Consider the following 23,914-nt stretch of genomic DNA (forward strand, 5'->3'; position numbering starts at 1 on the left):
CTGTCGGTAGAATCATGGCAGCCTTTGCGATTTCGGGCCCATTCCGGGCACTGATCGTAGGGAACTATGCCCTATCGACATCTGTAGGAAGACTATTCATGCGCCACCATTCATCTACATCACTATGAAAAGGTACTCTATCACTCTCTGTAGTTTACTGGTCCTATGGACGACATCGTATGGACAGACGTACAAGAAGATTGCTTCCTTGCCTGGTGCCGCAAATTATGGCTACGTTTCATTCTCGATCGGTGACAGACTGTATTGTGGTGGCGGATTTGTAAAGACTTTCTTCCAGTACGATCAGCATTTAAATGTTTGGATAAGAAAAGCGGATATTCCCGGGGTCGACACAGCCCGGACGTTTGGCATTGGGTTCTCTATCGGCAGCAAAGGCTACGTAGGCCTGGGTACAGACGGAGATCAAACCTTAGTCTTTAAGAAGGATCTTTGGGAATATGATCCAGCTACCGACAGTTGGACTCAGAAGGCCGATTTCCCACACGGTGCCTTTGCTGGTTCGGGTGTTTTTGTCGTAAATGGCAAGGCTTATGTCGGTGGCGGAGGGGATAAGAACTTTAACTATTCAGAATTCTACCAGTACGATCCTGTTGCTGACGATTGGTCACCGAAGCGCGATCTTCCTGTAGACGCGCGTGGATACCCAGCCATGTTCAGTATTGGCAAATATGGCTACCTGATGGGCGGAGAAGGAAAGACCGAATTAAGTGACTTCTATCAATACGATCCGAGTTTTGACCAGTGGACGGCGTTACCGGATTTCCCAGGTGCAGCACGATCACAAGCGGCAGCCTTCGCAATTGGTGGCCGAGGATATGTTGGTTTGGGGCAAAGTAACTACACGGCCGTATACAAAGACATGTACACCTATGACACGGCAAAGAGCAGTTGGCAGAAGTTGTCAGACTTGCCTGGGCCGGGCAGGGCTGCCCCTAGCGTGTCGGTGCTTGGAGATACGGCATACATGGGAAGCGGGTTCAACTACAGCAGTGGACTACTTGCCGATTGGTATTCTTTCGTAGCTCCCGACGCCGCCGTTTCAAACTCTCAGACGACTTCTGCTACCGTCATGTCTTACCCACAGCCAGTCTTTGACAGGCTATCCTTCGCACACCTTGAAGCCAATACGTTCTATAAAGTCGAGGTCATCGACATGTTAGGACGCAGCTTGCTCCAAACCTCCGTTCATACTACTGCTGCGGGCGATCCATCGCTGAACGTATCAGGTCTCCGTCCAGGGCTCTACCGAGTAGTGCTTTCAACCGAATCCAGCTCGGTCGCAGTCTCAGTGCTAAAGCAGTAGTAGGAAATTGACCATCGGTAGCCGTCGTCACTGCGTGAGCGTGAACGACCACGAGATCACGACATCCAGTGGGGTCGTGATCGAGTTGTTGCCGTTGGTGTACAGCGTGATCGGTACCGTACCATGCAGCGTACCCGTGATCTGGTTGGGGTTCGCCGGATCGATCGTACCGGCTAATGATCCCTGTGCACCGCCGAAGAACGGACTGAAGTATGCCTCGAACGGGACGCTGATCGCCATACCTTCGTGACTGGTGAACTGGCCCGATCCGCAGCCGTCGAGTTCGGAAGTATAGACGTGCATCGGTTGTCCGGTCCAAGCCCCGGTCGCAGTGATGCCATAGGTGTTCCCGTTGACGATCAGCTGCGCGCCTGCCGGCTGGATGCCGTCGTTCGAGCTATTGAAGGAGTGGATGGTCGTGTCGTAGTTGGTGCCATCGCCGTTGGTGCAGGGGTACTTCGCCACTTCGTACATAGCCTCGCTTGCCGATCCGCTCAGTGTAGCATCCTGCCACTGAAATGACTTATCGCCTCCCGAGGCGCTCACTTGGCCGCAGGAAATGACCAGACTCGATCTCGAGACGTCCGTCTTTGTATTGACGAACCCATTTCCCTGATCGAGTGTCCCCGACCCGCCGCTATGCACCACAAGCGATATTGTGCCGCTGGCTTTGTAGGTGCCGCCGTTGTTATTATTGTTGTCGTTGTTGGTTGTCGGCGCCGTCGACGATTGACAGGAAACAAGGAATGATGCGGCCGAAAGAATCGCGACGCCGCACATACAATAGCTGTGTTTCATACGCTCCCTCCCATAAGATAATGGTTGTGCCTTGGACGGGGAGATTCGGATGGCGAACCGGTCGTCTGCTACCGGTTGGTCTGTACCGAGTAAATACTCAGGGAATCGCAAAAGTGCCCGAATCCGTGACCCGACGAACGAGCAACCACCCCCCTGCGGCGCTTGTTAGCTCATTCGCATGACCAACGACCAATTACTCACTGCCTATCGCCACATGCTCTATGCGCGTGAGTTCGACAACGCGCTGATCAATCTGTACCGGCAATCGAAGATTGTTGGCGGCGTGTACTCACAGATCGGCAACGAAGCGACAAGCGTCGGAACCGCGATGGCCCTCGGCGAAGGTGATATCATCTTCCCGATGCACCGCGATAGCGGGGCCCACTTTGTTCGTGGTATGACTCCGCAGGAAATGGCGATCAACTTCCTCTTCCGAACAGGAGCGATGACCCGCGGCACGGACGGTACGGGACATTTCGCAGCACCAGAGCGCGGCATTTACGGCAACGTCTCGCATCTCGGCGCGATGGTACCAGTGGCCGCAGGTGCAGCACTCGCGCAGAAAATGAAGAAGAACGATCGTGTCGTGCTCAATTACATCGGTGACGGTGGCGCGTCGGTTGGTGAGGTGCACGAAGGACTGATGATGGCCTCGACGATGGACTTGCCGTTCATTCTGGTGATCGAGAATAATCAATACGCTTACTCGACCCCCGTGAAGGTGCAGTCGAGGAATCCGAGATATTCAGATAGGGCGATCGGCTACGGCATTCCTGGCGAAACTGTGGATGGCACTGATCTCGAAGCGGTGTTCGATGTCACGAGCCGCGCCGTCGAGCACGCACGAGCAGGGAAGGGCCCAACGCTCATCGAATCTGTGACCATGCGCATGCGCGGCCACGCCGAACACGATGCGGCCGAATACGTCCCGAAGGAACAGCTCGAAGAGTGGAAAAAGAAAGACCCGATGACGAAGACACTAGCGCTGATGATTTCGCGAGGGATCGCGGACTCAGAGATTGTGACACTTGAAGTGAGCTGCAAATCCGAGATCGAAGAGGCGGTAGCATACGCCAATACTTTACCTCCGCCCGATCCTGAAGAAGCGTTGAAGGGCGTATTTGTCTGAGACGCCGGTCTAGTACGTGTCATTGCGAGAAGTCCGCGTGCGGACGACGAAGCAATCTAGAATCTGCGAGTGTAGTCCCCGTCCTTAGGAGTTTAGATTGCTTCGTTGCGCTTCGCGCTTCCTCGCAATGACATTCATTAGGTTACCCCACCTTCAACTCCGCCGTCAATATTTCCCGCAACGATCTCAATCCCGCATTCCACCCTGCCAACTCTTCCGCCTGCCACAACGATTGTTCTTCGGACGTGCCGAGTGTCTTGCTGATCGCATAGACTGCACCGAAGACGTCCCCGGACCCGGTGGTATTCTCAATCGGCTTTGTGCTTGGCGTCTTGTTCCAGATCTTCGTTGCACCAAAGTCGAATGCCGTTGCTCCTCGCTCTGCGCGGGTGATGATCACCGTCTTCGGTGAGCCGTGCTGAGCGTTGAGCGCTCGTATTTCGGTCAGCAACTCCATTTCGCTCGTCGTATCGGGCACGCCGAACCAATCGGATTCCATCTCGTTGAGTTGCGCCGAATCGACGTTTGTCATCCATTCTCTCCACGACGCAACGCCACGCGGAATGCGCGGCACTGCAGGGTCTTTCGACAACGGCCCAAGCACCAGTGCATGTATGTCGAGATGAATGTATGCCTGGGTATTTGCGCGAATGTACTTGAGGGTCTCGACGGAGATATCGAAGCCCGAGATCATGTTGACAAAGAGTCCGTCGAGCGACGCAAGCATGTCCGCCGGCAAATGCTCTGGCTTCAACTCCGGCAAGATGCTTGCGCAGAATTCGGATCGGGAATTGTCCTCGTGGTACCGGAGCTTGACACGATTACTCAGCGCATCGTAGGTGCGCGGTGCAGCTGAAAAGTCAAAATGCGTCAGCTCACTCATGAACTCCTGCAGGTACTCAGCATCAGGAATCGAGACGAACGTCAGCGGGACGATCTGTACATCAAGTTTCGATTCTCGAATGATGCGTTCCGCCGCCGCCCACGAGTAGAGTACTCCGCCAAGTTGCCGCTCGAGCAGTTGTCCGTTCGGCGCAATGATCTCGTCAATGCACGGCGCCCCGATGATACCGATTCGTTTCATGAGGTCAGCCAACAGCCGCCACTTCGGCTTCGTTGCGAGAAGAGATTTCTGTGCAGTGAAACTATTCATCGTAATATTACGATATATGCTGTATGGGAGCGAGTAAGACAAGTGAATTCACCGACGCGGACAACCGCGTAGCCCGATATGCGAAAGCGCTCGGTCATCCGGCGCGCGTGGCGATCCTTCGGCTGCTCGTCTCTCGGCAGGCATGCATCTGCGGGGATATCGTAGACGAACTACCGATCTCGCAGAGCACGGTATCACAGCATCTCAAAGAGCTCAAAGATGCCGGGCTGATCAAAGGCGATATCGAAGGGGTCAGGGTCTGTTACTGCATCAACGAATCGGCATGGGCCGAAGCGAAGGCACTGCTTTCGGAGTTCTTCGAGGCCTTCGTTGAGACAAGCGGTGCATGCTGCTAAGAAGTAGATTTGAAATTGATGTCATCAGGAGAAGAGAGTATGGAAACATCAGAAGCCTTGAAAGATCTGGTTCGTGAGAAGTATGCAGAGATAGCCTTGCAGGACAAGGAGACGAACCAGTCCTCCTGCTGTGGCGCAGGCGGTTGCTCGACAGAAGTATATAACATCATGAGCGAGGACTACACCTCGCTTGCCGGTTATAACGCCGACGCCGATCTCGGTCTTGGCTGCGGAATCCCGACGCAGTTCGCACGTATAAAACAGGGTGACACGGTCGTCGATCTTGGCTCCGGTGCAGGAAATGATTGTTTTGTCGCTCGCGCGCTTGCGGGGGAGAACGGCCGAGTCGTCGGAATCGACTTTACCCCGGCGATGATCACGAAAGCCCGCGAGAACGCAGAGAAGCTCGGCTTCTGGAATGTCGAATTCCGCAAAGGCGACATTGAACATATTCCGCTGACGGCGAACGTCGCCGATGTAGTCCTCAGCAACTGTGTGCTTAATCTCGTGCCCAACAAAGATGGCGTCTTCAAGGAGATCCATCGCATTCTCAAACCTGGCGGACATTTCAGCATCTCGGATGTCGTGCTCTCGGGTGAGCTTCCCGATGCTCTGCGCACCGATGCTGAGATGTATGCCGGTTGCGTCGCCGGAGCGATCCAGATGGATGAGTATCTGCGTCTGATCACCGCGAACGGCTTTACGAACATCACGATCCAGAAGGACAAACCGATTATCATTCCGAACGATATTTTGTCCAAGCACTTGAGTCCCGAAGAGATTGCCTCGTTCGGCGGCGAAACGGCAAGCATTCGAAGCATCACCGTATATGCCCAGAAGCCCGAAGGCGCTTGCTGCGTAGGTTCCTGTTGCAATTAACGATCTAAATATTCATTCCACCCACTCCATGACGACCAAGAAACGAATTCTATTTCTGTGCACCGGTAACTCATGCCGTAGTCAAATGGCGGAAGGTCTGATGAACAAACTCGCCGGTGACCGATTCGAAGCATATAGCGCAGGTTCAAACCCGGCAGGATATGTCCATCCGATGGCCATCGAGACGATGCGCCACATGGGGGTTGACATTTCACGCAACGTATCGAAATCGCTCGACCAATATCTCGGCGATCCGTGGAATATCATCATCACCGTTTGCGATAATGCGCGAGAAGCCTGCCCGACATTTCCCGGGCGTCCGATCTCCGCGCACTGGGGCTTCGAAGATCCTGCTCACTTCGAAGGGACGGAAGAAGCGAAACAGCGGTTCTTCCGGCAGGTAGCGACAGATATCGAACGAAGGATTCGGTTATTTCTCGCGCTGCCCGAATCGGCAATGAACGAGTTCGAGTACGCACAGGCAGTGCGAAACATCGGACTTCAGTAGCTCTTTCTCTCTGTCCCTGTCGAGAATCTACCACCCGGACAATGCAGCATATTCGCACTTCTCTTGCCGAGATCGTCGGCACGTTCATTCTTGTCGTGATCGGTACCGGCTCGATGATGCTCAATGAAATTACGAGCGGGGAAGTGACGCACATTGGCGTGTGTGCCGCATGGGGACTTGCGGTCTATCTTGCGATCTGGTTTGCCGAGCGAATCGGGAAGGGACATTTTAATCCGGCCGTCACGATCACGGTAGCGATCAAGGAGAAGATGCCAGTCAGTGAAGCTGGGCTCCGGATTGCCGCGCAGACGATCGGTGCGGTTGTGGCGAGTAGTGTGCTTCGGGACTATTGCCCGACAATCAAGACACTCGGGCAGACGCTTCCGAACCTGCCGATCGTGTCGGTCTTTCTCATCGAGGTCGTCATCTCGTTCGCCTTGATGGTCGTCATCGAATATACCGTTGCGAAGAAATTCACACTCAATACGGCTGCACTTGCGATCGCCGTGTATGTATTTATTGCGGCGATTATCACAGGACCGTATACCGGCTGTTCGATGAATCCGGCGCGCTCATTGGGCCCGGCATTGATCGGCGGCGGGATGGAGTGGATGTGGCTCTATACGCTTGCTCCGATAGTCGGCATGTTGCTCACACTGCCGGTACTGAAGCGAACGACATTGTTAGAATCTGCGGTGAAGGCGGATATGAAAGTGCTGTGAGTCCGAGGATGTTCACTTTTATTGCGAGGAAGCGCGCAACGCGACGAAGCAATCTAAAATAGTAACGTTCGCGACCGCGCCTAAACATTTCAGATTGCTTCGTCGTCCGCAAGCGGACTACTCGCAATGACACGTAATGCTGTTTCGAACCGGATCTATTTGAACGCAAACGCAAACACCACAGCCCCAAGGACGAGCACAAAGCTCACGACATAATTCCATTTGATCGGTTCGCCGAGATAGGTGAACGAGAAGATGAGGAATGCCGTAAGCGAGAATACTTCGGCGACGATCTTGAGTTGCGTTGCCGTGAAGTTACCCGATTCATATCCCAGCCTGTTTGCGGGGACCTGAAAACAATATTCGAAGAATGCGATCGCCCAGCTTGCAAGGACCACGAGCCAAAGCGGCTTGCTCGTAAACTTGAGATGTCCGTACCAGGCAATGGTCATAAACGCATTCGAAATGGCGAGAAGAATGATCGGAAGAAAGCGCATTGGGTGGTGATTCGTCTATGGGGTGAGTAAACGGTTGTATGCTGGGGCAGTTCCTGCGGAGTAGTCAGTAGCCAGTAGCCAGGAAATACAATGACACTGCTCTTACCTGACTACTGACTACTGACTACTGACTACTGGCCGCCCCCACACTTTCCGTTGACAAAATCCTACCACCCTTTGTTGTACGTGACAATATGAAGCATACCATTCGTATCGCATCCGGGCAGGGGTTTTGGGGTGATCTGCCCAGCGCGCCGATCGATCAGGTTCGCCGCGCATCCAAGGATTCCCCGATCGATTATATGATGATGGATTACCTCGCCGAGGTAACGATGTCCATCATGCAAAAACAAAAACTTCGCGATCCGAACGCGGGGTATGCGAAGGATCTTGTCGAGGTTATCGATACGATCCTGCCGGATATTGCCAAGAAGGGGATCAAGGTCATTACCAATGGTGGTGGCGTAAATCCCGAAGCATGCCGCGACGCGATCTTTGCCGCTGCACGCAAGCGCGGCATCAAGATCAAGGTCGGCATCGTTCTTGGCGATAATATTCTCGACTCACTCGACCATCTCCTCTCGGCAGGTCACGACCTGAAGAATATGGAGACGGGTGAGAAGCTCAAAGGAGTCCGGAAGCAAGTTCTGAGCGCGAACGTGTACTTCGGTGCGATGCCGATTGTCGAAGCGTTGCGCAAAGGTGCGCAGATCGTAATCACCGGGCGCACGACCGATACCGGACTCACGCTCGCCCCAATGATCCATGAGTTCGGTTGGAGCCCTGAGGATTGGGACAAGATCGCAGCAGGTACCGTTGCCGGACACATCCTCGAATGCGGTGCACAATCGTCGGGCGGTAATTTCAGCGCCGACTGGAAGTCGGTCAAAGATTTTGCGAATATCGGTTTTCCGATTGCCGAAGCCTACGAGAACGGCGACTTCGTAATCACGAAACATCCGGGGACAGGCGGCAAAGTGTCGCGTCAGACGGTCGCCGAGCAGTTGCTCTATGAGATCGGCGATCCGAGGGAGTATATCACCCCAGACTGTGTTGCTGATTTTACGTCGATCCAACTTCGCGATCTCGGCAAGGACCGTGTGCTTGTCCATAGCATCAAAGGAAAGCCGGCGACGGACTTTTATAAAGTGTCGATGTCCTATAACGACGGTTTCTCGGCATCGGGTACGCTGACATACACCTGGCCCGACGCGATGGACAAGGCGAAGGTTGCCGACAAAATTTTACGTGCGCGCCTCGAGAAGGCCGGTTGTACATTCGATGAGATGCGCACGGAATTCCTTGGTTATAACTCCTGTCACGGACCCTTGACACCGACATCCGAAGCGGATGTAGAAGAAGTGGTCGTGAAGTTCGGCGTTCGCGGACATGACAAACGCTCGATCGTCGAGTTCGGCAAGAATCTGGCTCCGCTCATCCTGACCGGCCCGCCATCGGTCACAGGATTTGCCGGTGGTCGCCCGAAGCCGAGCGATGTCGTCGCCTACTGGCCGGCGCTGCTGAAGAAGACGGCAGTAATGCCGAGAGTCATCGTTGAAGAAGCATAAGCAAAGTATGAAAGTCCAACTACTCCAGATCTGCCACGCCCGTAGCGGCGATAAAGGCGATGCGGCAAATGTCGGGTTGATCGCTCGTGAAGAGCGGTTCTATCCGCTGATCAAGTCGAAGGTGACTGCCGCTGTGGTCAAGAAGCACTTCAAAGGCATTTGCCTTGGAGCGGTCGATCGGTACGAGCTTCCGAACCTTTGGGCGCTGAACTTCCTCCTGCACAACACTCTCGGCGGTGGCGGTACGGTGAGCTTGAAGCACGATGCGCAAGGGAAGACACTTGCTGCGGCGATGCTTCGCCTCGAGATCGACGTCCCGCCTGCGCTTCTGAAGGCTCCGAAGGCGAAACCTTCGGCCGCGAAGCGTGTTGCTAAGAAAAAGGGGAAATGAGACAACGCTCATTCATCATCATTCTTACGGTCGGCGTCCTCGGGTGGTTTGGCTGCGGCAAATCGTCGGATTCGACGTCATCGAATGGCACCACGGGCGGCCAGAAACATGGTCAGGGTGTCTTTCTGAATGCGACACATTTGCATGCGCCGCGCAGTGGTGAACACTACGTTCTCTGGTTCAAATACAATGGCGACACAGGCTGGCGCTCGGTCGATACGATCTCGTTCAGTTATTATCTGCTTGGCGACCAGATGACCAACACGAGTATACTCGATTCCTCCAGAACGCTCGGCGATCTTTCGGAAGCGGTGATCTCGCTCGAACGTACTATTGGGACGGAACCGACGACGATTGTTCTCCGCGGTACGTTTAGCGGCACCGACACGATGCGTGCTTCGCTCGATGCATCTGCGATCGGCGACTTCTCGGGCATGGCTGCTAATTTAGTGTTTACCTCCACATTGCCCGACCCGACAGCCTATACCAAAGAGTTTTACCTCACGTCGTACGACGGCGCAAAGTATCTGCCGTCGCTGAGTGCATTGCCTGCGCTGACGAGCCCGTGGAAGTACGGACTCTGGGCGGTCGATTCGAACTACTCGCCCGACCAACTAATCTATTATGGAATGTTCACCCAGGCATCGGGACACGATAGCTATCCGGTGGGTGATAACCTCGCATTCCCGGGCGGCGACGGACGTCATGCGATGAACGTTCCGACCGGAAGTATCATCGTTACGCTGGAGCCAGATTTATACGGGAATGACGTCGGTAAACTCGGTCCGACGCAGATGACACTCTTACGCTTCGATCGGACGAGGAAGATCGTTCGCGATTCGAATTTTGTGATGTCGAATGTGTCGGCGACAACAATGCCGACGGTGAATATTCGGGTCTTCAACTACTGAAGAATTCTTTGTGGATCCGGCGGACGGTTTGTTCGAGGTCCTGGTCGGCAACAACAACTGAGATCGCATTCTGTGCCCCGCCGTAGGAGATCATCTCGCAATTCATTTTCTTGACAGCGCCGAAGAGCCGCGCGGCAACGCCTGCCGAATGTTCCAGGCCATGCCCGACCAGCGTGATCAGTGCGCGTTTCTGGTCGATTTCGGTCAAGGCAATGGAAGCCAGCGCCGTTGAGATTGCCTGCGCTTCGGCTGCGGTGTCAAGCACGAGCATCGTGTTGTCAAACGAAATGCTCGTGGCAAGCGGGATGACCTTCAGATCGTTGAGTGCATCGAAGACAAGCGGCAGGGTTGCAGAGGTTGGGACCAAATCACCGGAGCGTACCTGCAAGAGTGTGACGCCGCGTTTGATCGCGATACCCGTAATTGCCTCGGCTTCGGCTGTTGAAAGCACGATCGTCGTTCCGACACGATCAGGCTCTTTCGACGAGAGTACTCGCACCGGAATTCCAGATTCGACGGCGGGTCCGATCGTTTCAGGGTGCAATACTTTTGCACCATAGAACGCCATTGTCGATGCATCGGTAAAGTTCACGATTTCCTGAGCGTATGCTTCGGGTACGATGCGCGGATCGCACGTATAAATACCGGCAACATCGGTCCAGATTTGTATCTCTTTTGCTGCAACGGCTACGCCCATGATCGACGCGGAGAAATCCGAACCGCCGCGACCGATCGTCGTCGTCTCGCCACGTTTGTTCGCGCCGATAAAGCCTTGCGTCACACAGACGCCGCCCGATGACATTTTCTTCGCGAGCGGTTTCATCCGCTTTGCGATCTCTGTAGTTTGAGGGCGGGCGGCGGTGAAGGCAGAGTCGGTCAGAAAGAATTCTCGGGCGTCGCAGAACTGGACGGGGATATTCCGGTGGCCGAGATGTTCGCCGTAGGCTTGTGCAAAAATTGTGGTAGAAGCGCGTTCGCCGGCGCTGACGAGTTTGTCCTTCATCTTCGGCGTGAGTTCTCCGAGGAGCTCGATGCCGCGGACGAGCGTACGAAGTTCGCGCCAGATGAACCGAAGCTGTAATGCTGCTTCCTGTTCACCACGAGTGGAAAGATCGAGGTCGTGAAGAATCGTGAAGTGGCGCTCGTCAAGCTCAGAAATTACCTTGTGCGCCTCGTCGAATTTCTTCAGCAAGGCAAGCTCGCCGATACGGATAAGTGCGTTCGTCACTCCGGCGCATGCCGAGAGCACAACCAGCGGACGGATGTTCCGCTTGATGCCATGCTTCGAAACAATATCCATCACGCGGCGCATCGCGGCCGCATCCTGCACCGAGGTGCCACCGAATTTCTGGACGACGATACTTCCCATCTTACTTATCCAACCACACGTACATCAAGTCGATTCTGTTCATCGGGTCGAGCGGATTGTCGCGGACCCAAGCCTGCAACAAGCGATAGTGTTCCTGGTAGAAGAGCGGAATACACGGCGCTTCGTACGCAGCGGCATTCTCGGCCTCTGCATATAGCTTCAGGCGTTTCGTGTCGTCGGTTGTCTGCAGAGCTTCGGCGAATGGCTTATTAAAGGCCTCGCTGTTCCACCGGGTACTATTGGGATAGCTTTTCATCGTCGCACTCGGCGGGACGAGGCGGCCATAGACGAGATTCAGGAAATTCTCGATCTCGGGATAATCGGCGTACCAGCGAGTGACCCATACATCGAGCTTGCCGTCCTCCGATTCGTCGAGCAACTGCCCGCTCTGCATGACCTGCAACTCTACCGCAGCGCCCAGGTTTACCTTCCACATTTCCTGAATCGCCTGTGCAATCTGCATCTGGCTCGGTTCGTTGTACACCGCAAGTTTAATCGTGAGCGGCTTTCCATCCCCATATCCAGCGGCCTTCAGCCAGTAGTGGGCGCTGTCGGAATTGAACGCGATGCCATGTACCTCCGAAATCGGGTAGCTGGAGAATGCCGGCGGGACGATGAAGTTGTGCGCAGCGCTGTGCGGCATGTTCTTCAGGACATACTTCACGATTCGTTCGCGATCGACGGCAAAACTCATCGCGCGGCGCAAGGCCATGTTCGAGTATTGCGGGCTCGTGCACAAGATGTCGATGAAGAACGAGTTCATCGCGGTGACGTGCTGAAGCTGGTAGCCTTTCTTCGTGTACTCTGCTGTCAGCGTCTTGTCCGGTGTGACGATCTGTTGAAACGACTCGGTCGGGAGCGTGATGTCCTCGTCTTGTGTGCCTCGGTCGAAATTCGCGAAGAGCGTCTTGTCGTCTTTGATCATCGTGAAACGGACTTCGTCGAGCAATGGGAGCTGATTACCTGCGGAGTCCTTCTGCCAGTAATGCGGATTGCGCTTAAGCAGAATTTCCTCGTCCGGCTTCCATGAGACGAACACGAAGGCGCCGGTGCCGACAGGATGCTGGAAGAGATCCTTGCCGTATTTCTCGACAGCTTCGCGTGCAATGATGAAGCCAAAACTCGTCGTCAAGTGCTCGAGGAACGGCGCGAACGGGCGGACGAGATGCACGACGAATGTCGAATCGTTCGTTGCCTCGAAGCCGCTGACACCGGTAATGTTCTTGCCGAGCTTCGCGAGCGAGTCACGGTTGAAGTAATCGTCTGCGCCTTCGACAATTCCTTGAAAGATCCAATAGCCGCTCGTGAGCGTCTTGGGGTCGCAGACACGTTCGAGCGAATACTTTGCATCGGCAGCCGTAAACTTGCGGCCTTTGCCGTTCGGGAAGCAGGGATCGTCGTGAAAGTACGCGTCGGTGCGAAGATGGAAGGTATAGGTCTTGGCGTCGGCAGAAATCTCCCAGCTCTTGGCGAGCTCCGGTTCGACGAGCAGCGTTGCGCTGTTATCGACGAGATGGTCGTAGATGTTCGTCGCGATGTCGTCCTCGACCTTGGAGTTCATACGCACCGGGTCGAGACTCGACGGATTGCCGCGGATCTCGTTAATAGTGTATCGGCCACCGTACTTCTTCCCGCCGGCTGCAGGGCGCATCGAAGCACCGCTTTCTTTTTTGCACGATACGAACACGGTTGCGATGGCAACGATCGCGATCGCAGTCAGTAACGATTTCATAGACGATGAACTGGAGAAAAACATCCGCCTTGTAACGACATCCAGCCGGGAAACATTACGGGTGGGCCTCACACGCGAATGCCTCGCAGTGCGAGGCATTCTGTAATCAACTACAAGTATAATCTCACCAGCAAACTGTGTGGTCAGGGAGGGAATCGAACCCCCGACACAAGGATTTTCAGTCCTTTGCTCTACCGACTGAGCTACCTGACCGACCAAAAGCGAGCACACACAACACCCAATGGCGGCAGGGGAGTTTCAGAAATCAGCACGGGCACGCTTCCATCGAACAAGGGATGCGCAACACAATTGTCCAAATGGGGGGTGTATCCCTTCCTGAGAGGTACTACCGATGCCTATTCCGAACAGTACAAACTGGATTGGATTACCACAGACCGAACGAGGTCTTACCTTCCCCGGTTTCTCGTCCTCCCGTGGCATGTTTGAACAAAACCGTGTTCAAAGTAACACTTTTGCCTAGTTGTGTGTCTTATCAGGGGGCAAGAAACCGCCTCTGGAGTGTGTCATGTGTAGTATCGCGTATTTTTGTGTGTAGCAACACACGCGAATGGGACGAGCTTTAGAAAAATGGATGAAACAGACGTCGCCAATGTCTCCGGCGGCGTCGGCAATGCTGAACCTGATCGTCGCATCGAGCCGGGTCGAGGAAGGAATGGAGAAGATCCTCGAATCCTACGGGATCACGCGACGGCAGTATAATGTACTGCGAATTCTTCGCGGAGTCTATCCGAACGGGCATCCGCGTTCCGAGGTCAGTGCCCGTATGGTCGATCGCGCACCGGACGTTACCCGGTTGATCGATAGGCTCGTGCATCTTGGCTTCGTCGAACGTGTGCGCGGCACGACGGATAAGCGCGAGTCAATTGCCAAACTCACATCGAAAGGCGCCGAGGTGATGCACGTGCTCGATCCTCTGGTCGCGGATTACATCGAGCATATTTTCGGCGGCCTCTTTACTAAGGAAGAATGTCTGACGCTCTCTGTGCTGTGCGAACGCACGTACGAGGACGAAGTCTGAGAGTACGCCGTCGTATCATTGGTTTCTGAGCGCGTATAGTTGCTCAGCAATCTGCGGCATCGCAACTCCTGCAGTCTCCCGCACAGAACGATCGGCATAGCGAGAGAAGTCCGTCGATTCCGGGTTTACTTCGATCACGTATTTCCCGAGCCGAATCGCGAGAAAGGGGAGCGACGCTGCGGGATAGACGATCGTCGAGGTCCCGACCGAAAGGAAGAGGTCGCATTCACGGGTCGCTGCTTCTGCTGCATCCCAGACGTCTGCCGGAAGTTCTTCGCCAAACCAAACCACGCCCGGCCTAATTAATCCGCCACATTCCGGACACTGCGGCACATGTTGCTCGTCAGGTGCTATCTCATACGGACGTCCGCATTCGAGGCATCGGTGCGCTATGAGCGATCCGTGAAGTTCGTGTACATGTGTCGAGCCGGCAGCGCGATGCAGTCCGTCAACATTTTGGGTTACGACATCTACGCGCGGGATGAATTGTTCGAGGTCGGCAATCGCCCGATGCCCGGCGTTCGGCGTTGCCGACTCCACCACATGCCTGCGATATTGATACCATTGCCAGACGCGCTCGGGGTTTGCCATGAATGCATCGATATTCGCAAGCTCTTCGGGCTTGAACTGTGCCCATATGCCATCGGGTGCGCGAAAGGTAGCGATACCGGACTCGGCAGAAATTCCAGCGCCGGTAAACACAACAATGCGATCGGCGTGTGCGAGATGGCCGGGTAGATCGATCATGGTGTCGGGGAGGGAACGAGCGTTGCGATGACCTCTTTCAACTCGTCAGGTTTCATAGTCCCGATCAAGAGTGGTTTGCCGCCTTTGAAGTGAAGCTGAAGTCCCCACTTCCCGCGGGCGTTATAGCACCAGCCTTCCTTCTTGCCCGCATACTTGATCCCCCAGCCGCCGTATTCTCCGAGCGGGTCGTACTGTCGGACGAATGCCTTCTCAATATCACCGATCGGGATGACCTTCCACTTCCATTTGAATGGCCGAAACCGGATGCGAATCTCGTCGGAGGTTATGACGGTCTCGAGCAGGGAAAGCACGAGGAGCGACGGCGCGATCAGAGCGAACCCCAGCACACCAAGTACAGCGACCCACGGGACGATACCGCCGACGGCCAACCCAAGCACGATGACGATCGGCTCAATGCCAAGTAAGAACCACCACCGCGAAAAGTGTTGGCGTTCCGAAAACAAGATTGCGGTGTAGGGTATCATGGAATTTCCATAACAACCGCCACCGCAATTTGTTCTTGTTCTGAGTACAGACGTCAGATCCTGTTCATCATTGTGCGCTGCCTATCCATCGTTCTGACATCTGACTGCAGGTAGTGGCTTCGTTTGAACACTGTAAGAGGCGTCATTCTCTGCGAAGCTACGAATCTCGTTTCGCCGAGCCACACTACGTTTCATCGAGAGATTCTTCGCGTTGCTCAGAATGACAATGCGCCAGACTGAGTCACGATTCGACTTCATGTCCTCCAACCTCACCCTGCCTGAGTTTGTTACGCCTCGACGAGTTCGGCGACTTCCTGCTTGACGAGTTCAGCGTTGATATGGAGCTTCACTTCGTCGCTAACGACTACGCCGCCAGCCTCGGTGATCCCGTTCCACTGCAGGCCGAAATCCATGCGATTGAGTTTGCCGGCGATCTCGAAGCCTGCAACGGTGGTGCCGCCGAAGCCTGAAACCTGTCCGTTGTAGGTTGCCGTGAGCGCGATCTCTTTGGTCGTGCCGCGGATCGTAATATCGCCGGTGACGAGGTATTCGCCTTCGCCCTTGCGTTGAATCTTCTTCGAGACAAAGGTCAGCTTCGGGTGGTTGGCCGCATCGAAGAAGTCCGCGCTTTTGAGGTGTCCGTCGCGCATCTCGTTCTTGGTGTCGATGCTATCGACATCCGCTTCGAATGCGATGGTCGCGTCCGAAAAATCGGGTGCATCGGCATTGATAGAGCCGGAAAAGCTCTTGAACCATCCCGTAACGGTGGAAACGACGAGGTGACGTACTTTGAATGTTACCTCGGTGTGTGCTTGATCAAGTGTCCAGGTTGCCATAAGTAATTGCCTTTCAATGAGTAATCAAAATATGTATCTACAATCAATGTATATACATACGTTTTTACATTCAAAATTGTTTCACTGAAGATGTAATAATTGCCCCGAGTGGGCATTAGTCCTTTATATATTGGTGTTATACGACACGAATATCTCAGTTATCTATGATACTACGTCGTTTGATCACTGCTGTGTTCATCGCTGCGTTGTTTGCCCAATCCACGCTCGCCGGTGATCTTCGCCATCTCTTACCCAGACCGAAAGCCTGTTTCGATCGGGGTACAAATTTTATCGTGAATGAGTATTCGCCGATCGTCGTTGCCGACGACGCCAACGAAGCGACGCTGCGTGCGGCCAATTTCCTTCAACAACGGTTCTTTCTCCTTCTCGGAAAGACCGTACCCGTCATTCGTGCATCGCAATACGATGGGCCGCGTGGGATATTTATCGGTGTAGCCAATACATGGCCGGCGCTCGGCACGATGATGCATACACGCATCCCCGACGGAGAAGATTTTTCAAAGCCGCAGAGCTACATCCTCGATATCGACGAGGCCACAATCATGCTGCAAGCGTCCGATACGCTCGGCTTGTTTTATGGCTGCGTCACGATCGCACAATTGACCAACGTCAAGTTCGGTACAGCCACGACTGTCGGCTCGCATGTGTACGATTATCCCGATTATCCCGACCGTTGGGTGTTCTCGACTCATAATCTGCTGGTCAATGGTAACGTCCAGACACTTCGGGCGATCGCCGACACGATGGCAATGTATAAGCTCAACGGGATCCAGCAGTCGGACTTTAAATATTCTGTTCTCCAATTACTGGGACCTTCATATTTCGCGAACATCGATTCGCTGCTTGCGACGAGTCGCAAGGACAATATCGATATTATCCCCGGTGTTGTCGGGCTTGGCTGGTCGGAAGGGATTCTCTATAACGATCCGAACCTTGCCGAAGGATTGCATGCGGTGTCGAAATATATCATCGAAGCAGATACCGGAAGGCTGATCCCGGACCCACGAGTGACAATCCCGAACGGAGGGTTCGAGCAGGTTGACGGTACCGGGAAGAAGTTCACAGGCTGGACGTTTTACGATGGCGTAAACGATCCCTCGACGGTGGACGTCACGACATCGCACAGTGGTTCGCGCAGTGCGCGGTGCTCGAATTTTACGCTGAATAATCCGAACGGGAATGCGCGCTTCAATCTGAAAGTCGATTGCGATTCCAACGGGTACTACGTGATGTCGTTCTGGTATAAGACCGATGCGAATTATTCCGGCGGTTTTGTGCAGTTACTTGCCACGGGCGTCAATGACGGACGGACGCTAACCTCGACCTCGCTTGCATTGCAGCCGAGCATGGACTGGACACGCGCGGAAGTCACTATTAACACGCTTGGCAACACCTCGATCAATTTGTACTGTGGTGTGTGGGGCGGCAGCAGCGGGACGATTTGGTATGACGACTTCCAGATCAAACCCGGAGGACTCTGCAATGTGCTTCGCCGACCGGGTACCCCGATCAAAGTGACCAACGTCCATACAGGCGTTACCTATGTGGAAGATGTCGATTTCGCGCACATCACCGATCCTTCGATCGCGACCTCCAACGGCTCGTATTTCCCGTGGCATACGCCGCCAACGTTTCGTCGTTTGACGAACGGCATTTTGCATAACGGCGATACTGTCCTGATCTCCTACTACCATCCCTATGCAGCCGTGAGCGATAACTCGGGTAATGGCAGCGTGATGGCATGTGTATCGGAGGATACTCTCTATAAGATCCTTCGCGACCAGGTGACACGTGTGAATAATCTCTATCACGGCAGCACATTCATGATGGGGCACGATGAGATCCGCAACCTCGATCATGACGCTGCGTGTATCAATCGCGGATTGAGCCCGGCAACATTGCTCGCGGATAATGTCACGAAGTGCCACGACCTCATCCGTTCGATCTCACCGAACGCCGATATCTGTGTCTGGAGCGATATGTTCGACTCATTGCACAATGCGACGAACAACTATTATCTCGTCAATGGCGATTTGCGCGGCGATTGGTTGAACATTCCGAAGGATCTGACGATCATGAATTGGAACGGCAGCGATAAAGACCGGTCGCTTCGGTTCTTCTCAAACCTGGGAATGAAACAGATCGCTTCGGCATACTACGATGTCGGCGATCTGACGTCGATCCTTGCATGGCGCAGAGCGATGGATTCGATTCCCGGGGTGCGCGGGATGATGTACACGACATGGCAAAACGATTACCGCTTTATGGTGCCGTACTCATTTTATGCATGGGGAGCGGGACCGTCGATCATTCATGTGCCACTCGACTCGAGCCGTCTGCATGGTGTGTCGATCGATGTCGATGCCGAGGTACACAGCGATCCGTACGATATTGCCGATAACGTTCAGTCCGTCGAGCTTGAGATCTACGATCTGAACGGGACGTTTTTGAAACAGGTCGATCTCGGGATACTCTCCGGTGCAAAGTGGCATGCAACGGCAACGAATTTGTATCCGAACGGATATGAATATAAGATCGTCGCGACGAACCGTCAGAGGTTGACACGGAGCACTCCGATGTATCGGATCGAACCGTTGAATTTCGTGCCGGTTGCTGGAACGTTGACAAGCCCGGACACGCTCAACTTCGGCGATGTCCCACTCGATAAGCCGGCAACAAAATCATTGTTGGTGACGAACTCGCCGCCGAGCGGTATGACGGTTGTGATGGATTCCGGTGTGCTTGCTGCCGGAACTGCTCCGTTTACACTCAACGGCTTTTTCCCGACACTATTCCTTGGCGGTGCGGTCAAACCGTTGAGCATCACATTCGCGCCAACGGCGATCGGGAATTTCAGCGCGAAGGTTCGCCTCTATTATTCACGAGGTGCCATGCGCGAAGCAGTGCTGGTCGCACATGCGGTGCAGTCGACCTCCGTACCGATGACTCATGAAGACGAACTCAGCGTGAGTGTGGTCCCGAACCCGTTCACGTCGCAGGCGCTCTTAACGATCCGCAATGCTTCGCCGTCGGTGAAGGTAACACTTACCGATATACTGGGCCGTGTAACACCTCTGCCCGCGAGCGAACAGATTCTGCTCGATGCAACGGCGCTCGGCTTGTCGAAGGGTACCTATGTGTTGCGTGTCGAAGACGGTGCGACGGTGATCACCCGGAATATTATCAATCTGAAATAAGCCCGCTGCTGGATTCGAGTACCGATATCCTCCCATTTCCTGTCCTCGAGACCGAACGGTTGATCCTGCGCGAGTGGGAAGAGCGCGATGCGCGCGATTTATATGAGATGTGGCGGCACGAACAGGTGCTGCAATATACTGGCGTACCACGTGTCGACAGTATTGATTCCGCCCAGCAATTGATCCAGAATTTTCGTTCGCGATTCCGTGAGCATCGGTCCGGTCTTGTCTGGGCGATTGCCAGTCGATCCGATGGTCGAGTGATCGGGGAGAGCAGTATTTTCCGTTTGCAGGAAGAGCACCGAAAGGCGGAGATCGGCTGTACGTTCGGTCCGAGCGGGTGGGGCCGTGGCTACGCGCGCGAAGCGCTTACGGCTGTCGTCAAGTATCTTTTCAACGATTTACCGTTCTTCCGATTGAACCGACTTGTCGCAGAAACCGACCCACGAAATGCATCGGCGATTCGATTACTCGAGTCGCTCGGCTTTCGGCAAGAGGCCCTTCTGCACGATTACTATTTCGAGCGAGGCCAATTCGTGGATCAGTACATCTATACGTTGCTGCGGCGAGAACAAAACACACCTGTTGGGCAGTGAGCCCTAGCCTCACTGCCCAATGACCGCGCATTGCGATCGAACAGGTACTACTGTTTTCCGCCCTGCCCCTTGCGCTGACCCTGACCTTGCCCTTGACCGCGTCGTTTCGCGCCTGAACCTTGCGTGGCTCGGTTCGCTTTCTGCCGGGCCTCGCGTGACTTCACGTTCTGCTCGTGATAGACGCCCGTCGAATCACGCTTACGAAGCTGCTTGCGTTGTTGGATCTGCGTTTTGAGCTGAGTTCCTTTCCCCGTACCCTGACCTTGCCCGCCCTGCGGTTGGGCCACGATTACCGAAGCGGAGAACATCAGCGCACACAGCGCCATGGAAATCGATTTCATTGCGATACCTTTCCCGGTTGTAGTTCGATCGGGGGAATCGAACCGGTGAATTACACTCGTGAGATGCAGCGCAGACCTAAAAGATTCAACCGGTCAATGCTGGGGAGTTTCTATATACCTGCTTCCGTCGAACTCGAAGAGTCGGTTCGAAGAGGTCAGGCTGTCACCGACGGCGACCGGTACACTCAATGTCTGCATCGTATTCGAGAACTTGATCTTGAACCGTTCGCGGCCCAACTTCTCGCTATAGTTTTTGAAGTAGTCGTATCGAAGCTCGATCGAATGCGCGGCGCCGCCGGTTGTTTGGAACAGTCGGGCGCCTTTCCGGAGCGATCCTTCCGAGATCGTGTACGCATCGAGCCGCTGTGCGACCTGGTTTGCGGTGAACTGCGAATTGACGAACGGAATATAATACGTCTCTCCTTGCTTCGTCGTGACCGTGTAGATCGTGTCATACCAATCGGGCGCATAACCCGTTGTCCCGGTCGGGCGCAGATCGGCCACCTTCACGCCACTCGACGTGCGATACTCGAAGAGCATAACGATCTGCGGTTGCTCGCCGCCGGTTTTCGTGTCCCACGCCCACGTCCTCAGCTTCTTATCGGCCGACGTCGTCAGCCAAAGATTCTCCGGTGTCGCGATCGGGGCATCGATCGATTCCGGGATCAGCGGCAGCGTTTGTAGCAAATATCGGCGCACGTCCTCGCTCGCTTCGCGCAGCGAATCGGCGTATGCGGCCGACTTCTCAGGATCGACGCGGAATTGACGTCCGAGCCGGTAACATTCGTTGATGCGATCGAACGAACGCGCCAATGTCGATTCGAGACTCTGGAGCGATTGCCCCGAACTCGGACGTGTTAACGCCAGTAACAGCAGCACAGCGGATAATCTTCGGGCAGTCGAACGGACTCTCATACAGTACAATAGATCAGTGCGTGACTATCAAACGTCGCTCGATGACGTATCCGTTCGATTCAAGACGGCACACGAGGCTGGAGGTTGGCAGCGAACGCGTGTCGAGATCGAGCGTGTAGCGGCCCGCTTCGCGCGTCTCATCGACGGGTCTCAGAAGTTCTCTGCCGGTTTCGTCATAAACGCTAAGTCGCACGCGTGCTCGCTCGCCAAGCTCGAATGAGAGCAGCGAGTGATCGGATGCCGGATTGGGAATCACGGAAAGATCCGTCCCGGATGTCGTCGCCTCCCCAACTCGTAACACGTATGTGATCGGTACACCCCAGAAGCAGAATGCACCGAGGCCGTTGTTGTTGCGAAGCCATGGGCCTTCGTAAGTGATCGTTGTGTTGTTATAGTATGTATCCGGCAGATATGCAATCGTCCGAGCATTCGTCGAATGCTTGAGCTTCAAAAGTATGGTGTCGCCATGCGCGGTGACTTCGCTAACAAGCGACGTATCGGTGCCGACGTAGAAATAGTCTTTGATAGACGCTCGCAGCGTATCGAACATGCTATCGGCGGGCACATTCATACCGCTGCCACCGGTGTTGAATAGTAGCGTGATCGAAGTGTGCGTCTCGTCGGTATATCGTGCGGATAGAATATCGGGCGAGTTGATGCCAATGGTGTCGGTGCTGTGATAGAGATCGCGCTCGACGAGTGCGAAAAGCTGGTCGCCGAGCATGTGATAGCCGTTGACCGCCTTGATAAAGTGGCAACCGTCATGATCCGGCAGGCCCATCGTTGTGTGTGTCACGACATCGAGGTAATATCTCGAGAGCGAGCGCAACAGGTCGCGCAACTCGCTGCTGTTGCCCGGAGCGGCGCAGCCCGGACGAACCTGCACGACGTAGAACTTCTTCACTGCAGGATAGTCGATACGCCAGGAGTTCGAAAGCTTCTTGAAGTTGTCGAAGTAATTCGTGATCGAGTTCGATTCACCCTGATACCAGAATAGCGCTTTGGCTTTGTTTACAAGTCCGGCCTTTCTCACTCGGTAGAGCATCGAACCATAGATCGTGCTAAGATCCGTCGGATTGTTTGCATTCGGCAAATGCTGTTCGATCGCCGTGCCACCGACGCTGCCGGTGATGAGCGCTGTCGGCAGGTGCATGCGCTCGGCGTAGTCGCGCTGGATCTCGAGCCCAAACGCGCCGACGTTCGATCCGCCGCCCGTGCCGTACCCGACTGAGAGCGACCACGCGGTATCGGCTTTCGATGATGAGAAGTTGCCGCCGAACGTGCGGCAGTATTCGTTCGTGTACGTATCGAGACCGAAGATGGAGTTCGACTGGCCGTCAATGAGAATTGCTTCGCCGCAGACCACACTGTCAACTTGTCGAAGCACGGAATCCTTGTCCGAACCTTTGGCGCCGATCGTGAACGAATACTCTGAGAGCTCTGCGTGAATGCGAGCGTTAAGCGCGAACGGCTTGCCCGATGTAAGCGGCACGCTTGAATATGAGTACGTGACACCGTTCTTTTTCGCGCGCAGATACACCGAATCGAAACCGATTGCACGTAGTGTCCCTTTGACGCCAACGGTCGCAGAGTCATCCTCATCACGCGCGTAGAAACCGAGGCGTTTCGGTACCTCGCTGAATGTCGTGTCCGGCGGCTGCGGGCCGGTGATGCCATATTTCTTGAAGAGCGTGTCTTCGAGCTGTCTGCGTTCGATATCGGAGACGAAGCGAGGATAGATCAACACCTCCGCAATATCGCCCGACATGAAGTTACCGCGCTGATAGCATCCGAGATAGATCGTGCTGTCGGTGTTCGTCCCGACCAGACTCGAATCGCCATCCTGACCGTTGACGTACCATCCTGCGTTTTGCGTACTCTGGCGAAAGCGCCCGATCACGACGGCAGGCGATGCGCTCAGAGGCGCTGAGGAGACCGCTTGTGTATTGAAGTTGCCGTGCAGGAAGCGAATGCTTGTTGCGCCACCGAAGTAGGTTGCATGCGTCGTGCCCGAGACGATGTTGTTCGTCACGCCGAAGTTCGTGATGCGCATCACCATTACGACGGTATAGTCCTGGCTCACAGGGAAGAGATGCGGCCCTTCGAGATAGCTGCCGCTCGGCAAGAACGTGATTACCGGATGGCCGTTGATGTTTGCGGCGCCAACGTACGGTCGGCTCGCGGTGTCCGGCGCAACGAACGCGACGCCGTTCTTGCTCGCATCGGACCATTGTGTCAGGCGTCCACCGGTCGAAGTCGTCTCCGCCCCCGCATCGAGCCGCAACAAAGCACCCGATGGATACTGCGCCGCGGCAACTCCCGCGAGCGCACACACGACCACCAACACAACCCAAGTGAAAGACTTTCGCATAGTAAGACTTCTCCGTGGGAGAATCAACA

23 protein-coding genes and 1 tRNA gene are annotated in these 23,914 nt (G+C 54.7%); 12 read left to right on the plus strand and 12 right to left on the minus strand.

What is annotated here, in order from left to right; genetic code table 11:
* Positions 1 to 124 precede the first annotated feature (124 nt).
* Complete coding sequence (locus tag JSS75_01070) at positions 125 to 1,324, plus strand: T9SS type A sorting domain-containing protein (protein ID MBS1902277.1); 1,200 nt, start codon at positions 125 to 127, stop codon at positions 1,322 to 1,324.
* Positions 1,325 to 1,351: 27 nt separating this feature from the next.
* Here the strand turns inward: JSS75_01070 and JSS75_01075 are convergent, their stop codons facing one another.
* Positions 1,352 to 2,122 carry a hypothetical protein gene (locus JSS75_01075; GenBank protein ID MBS1902278.1) on the minus strand — a complete coding sequence of 257 codons (771 nt, stop codon included), beginning with the start codon at positions 2,120 to 2,122 and terminating at the stop codon, positions 1,352 to 1,354.
* A gap of 178 nt (positions 2,123 to 2,300) precedes the next feature.
* On the opposite strand from JSS75_01075, the gene JSS75_01080 reads away from it, so the two are divergent.
* Positions 2,301 to 3,251, plus strand: a complete 951-nt coding sequence (locus JSS75_01080; protein ID MBS1902279.1) for a thiamine pyrophosphate-dependent dehydrogenase E1 component subunit alpha — start codon at positions 2,301 to 2,303, stop codon at positions 3,249 to 3,251.
* 142 nt (positions 3,252 to 3,393) lie between these two features.
* Here JSS75_01080 and JSS75_01085 read toward each other — a convergent pair whose 3' ends face one another.
* Positions 3,394 to 4,404, minus strand: coding sequence for a carbohydrate kinase family protein (locus tag JSS75_01085; protein MBS1902280.1), 1,011 nt, complete (start codon positions 4,402 to 4,404; stop codon positions 3,394 to 3,396).
* 23 nt (positions 4,405 to 4,427) lie between these two features.
* Between JSS75_01085 and JSS75_01090 the strand changes: the two genes are divergently transcribed.
* From JSS75_01090 to JSS75_01105, 4 genes are read left to right on the plus strand one after another with little or no spacing between them, the layout of a single operon-like run.
* A complete protein-coding gene (locus JSS75_01090; GenBank protein ID MBS1902281.1) occupies positions 4,428 to 4,760 on the plus strand; it encodes a winged helix-turn-helix transcriptional regulator in 333 nt (110 codons plus the stop codon).
* Between the two features lie 39 nt (positions 4,761 to 4,799).
* Positions 4,800 to 5,639 (plus strand): arsenite methyltransferase, encoded by an 840-nt coding sequence (locus tag JSS75_01095; GenBank protein ID MBS1902282.1) that lies wholly within the window; start codon positions 4,800 to 4,802, stop codon positions 5,637 to 5,639.
* Positions 5,640 to 5,667: 28 nt separating this feature from the next.
* On the plus strand, positions 5,668 to 6,147 hold the full coding sequence (locus JSS75_01100; protein ID MBS1902283.1) for an arsenate reductase ArsC: 480 nt from the start codon (positions 5,668 to 5,670) through the stop codon (positions 6,145 to 6,147).
* 41 nt (positions 6,148 to 6,188) lie between these two features.
* Positions 6,189 to 6,869 carry an aquaporin gene (locus JSS75_01105; protein MBS1902284.1) on the plus strand — a complete coding sequence of 227 codons (681 nt, stop codon included), beginning with the start codon at positions 6,189 to 6,191 and terminating at the stop codon, positions 6,867 to 6,869.
* Between the two features lie 155 nt (positions 6,870 to 7,024).
* Here the strand turns inward: JSS75_01105 and JSS75_01110 are convergent, their stop codons facing one another.
* Positions 7,025 to 7,366: a DMT family protein gene (locus tag JSS75_01110; GenBank protein MBS1902285.1), complete on the minus strand. Its 342-nt coding sequence runs from the start codon at positions 7,364 to 7,366 to the stop codon at positions 7,025 to 7,027.
* Positions 7,367 to 7,560: 194 nt separating this feature from the next.
* Between JSS75_01110 and JSS75_01115 the strand changes: the two genes are divergently transcribed.
* The 3 genes from JSS75_01115 to JSS75_01125 are packed head-to-tail and all read left to right on the plus strand — an operon-like array spanning position 7,561 to position 10,236.
* The gene (locus tag JSS75_01115) at positions 7,561 to 8,934 is read left to right on the plus strand and encodes a DUF1446 domain-containing protein (protein ID MBS1902286.1); all 1,374 of its coding nucleotides are present in this window, start codon (positions 7,561 to 7,563) and stop codon (positions 8,932 to 8,934) included.
* Positions 8,935 to 8,941: 7 nt separating this feature from the next.
* Complete coding sequence (locus JSS75_01120; protein ID MBS1902287.1) at positions 8,942 to 9,325, plus strand: hypothetical protein; 384 nt, start codon at positions 8,942 to 8,944, stop codon at positions 9,323 to 9,325.
* Entirely contained in the window at positions 9,322 to 10,236 is a 915-nt protein-coding gene (locus tag JSS75_01125; protein MBS1902288.1) for a hypothetical protein, read from the plus strand. Before JSS75_01120 ends, JSS75_01125 begins: the two co-directional genes overlap by 4 nt.
* Here the strand turns inward: JSS75_01125 and JSS75_01130 are convergent.
* From JSS75_01130 to JSS75_01140, 3 genes are all read right to left on the minus strand, one after another.
* Complete coding sequence (locus JSS75_01130) at positions 10,226 to 11,605, minus strand: aspartate kinase (GenBank protein ID MBS1902289.1); 1,380 nt, start codon at positions 11,603 to 11,605, stop codon at positions 10,226 to 10,228. The two genes, JSS75_01125 and JSS75_01130, sit on opposite strands and share 11 nt — an antisense overlap.
* A 1-nt stretch (position 11,606) precedes the next feature.
* Positions 11,607 to 13,337, minus strand: a complete 1,731-nt coding sequence (locus tag JSS75_01135; GenBank protein MBS1902290.1) for an ABC transporter substrate-binding protein — start codon at positions 13,335 to 13,337, stop codon at positions 11,607 to 11,609.
* A 140-nt stretch (positions 13,338 to 13,477) separates the two neighbouring features.
* A tRNA-Phe gene (locus tag JSS75_01140) sits at positions 13,478 to 13,550 on the minus strand.
* 379 nt (positions 13,551 to 13,929) lie between these two features.
* On the opposite strand from JSS75_01140, the gene JSS75_01145 reads away from it, so the two are divergent.
* Positions 13,930 to 14,376, plus strand: coding sequence for a MarR family transcriptional regulator (locus JSS75_01145; protein MBS1902291.1), 447 nt, complete (start codon positions 13,930 to 13,932; stop codon positions 14,374 to 14,376).
* A gap of 15 nt (positions 14,377 to 14,391) precedes the next feature.
* Here JSS75_01145 and JSS75_01150 read toward each other — a convergent pair whose 3' ends face one another.
* From JSS75_01150 to JSS75_01160, 3 genes are all read right to left on the minus strand, one after another.
* Complete coding sequence (locus tag JSS75_01150; protein ID MBS1902292.1) at positions 14,392 to 15,123, minus strand: NAD-dependent deacylase; 732 nt, start codon at positions 15,121 to 15,123, stop codon at positions 14,392 to 14,394.
* Positions 15,120 to 15,608 carry a hypothetical protein gene (locus JSS75_01155; protein MBS1902293.1) on the minus strand — a complete coding sequence of 163 codons (489 nt, stop codon included), beginning with the start codon at positions 15,606 to 15,608 and terminating at the stop codon, positions 15,120 to 15,122. Before JSS75_01155 ends, JSS75_01150 begins: the two co-directional genes overlap by 4 nt.
* Positions 15,609 to 15,895: 287 nt before the next feature.
* Positions 15,896 to 16,444 (minus strand): YceI family protein, encoded by a 549-nt coding sequence (locus JSS75_01160; GenBank protein MBS1902294.1) that lies wholly within the window; start codon positions 16,442 to 16,444, stop codon positions 15,896 to 15,898.
* A 164-nt stretch (positions 16,445 to 16,608) separates the two neighbouring features.
* Between JSS75_01160 and JSS75_01165 the strand changes: the two genes are divergently transcribed.
* Together JSS75_01165 and JSS75_01170 are read left to right on the plus strand one after the other, a co-directional pair.
* Positions 16,609 to 19,662, plus strand: coding sequence for a T9SS type A sorting domain-containing protein (locus JSS75_01165; GenBank protein ID MBS1902295.1), 3,054 nt, complete (start codon positions 16,609 to 16,611; stop codon positions 19,660 to 19,662).
* Between the two features lie 59 nt (positions 19,663 to 19,721).
* Positions 19,722 to 20,258: a GNAT family N-acetyltransferase gene (locus tag JSS75_01170; GenBank protein MBS1902296.1), complete on the plus strand. Its 537-nt coding sequence runs from the start codon at positions 19,722 to 19,724 to the stop codon at positions 20,256 to 20,258.
* Positions 20,259 to 20,305: 47 nt separating this feature from the next.
* Here JSS75_01170 and JSS75_01175 read toward each other — a convergent pair whose 3' ends face one another.
* From JSS75_01175 to JSS75_01185, 3 genes are all read right to left on the minus strand, one after another.
* Positions 20,306 to 20,599, minus strand: coding sequence for a hypothetical protein (locus tag JSS75_01175; protein ID MBS1902297.1), 294 nt, complete (start codon positions 20,597 to 20,599; stop codon positions 20,306 to 20,308).
* Between the two features lie 93 nt (positions 20,600 to 20,692).
* Complete coding sequence (locus JSS75_01180) at positions 20,693 to 21,478, minus strand: hypothetical protein (protein MBS1902298.1); 786 nt, start codon at positions 21,476 to 21,478, stop codon at positions 20,693 to 20,695.
* Positions 21,479 to 21,527: 49 nt separating this feature from the next.
* Positions 21,528 to 23,885: a hypothetical protein gene (locus JSS75_01185; protein ID MBS1902299.1), complete on the minus strand. Its 2,358-nt coding sequence runs from the start codon at positions 23,883 to 23,885 to the stop codon at positions 21,528 to 21,530.
* Between the last annotated feature and the right edge of the window lie 29 nt (positions 23,886 to 23,914).

The sequence above is a fragment of the Bacteroidota bacterium genome, assembly GCA_018266755.1.
Lineage (GTDB): Bacteria > Bacteroidota > Ignavibacteria > Palsa-1295 > Palsa-1295 > JAFDZW01.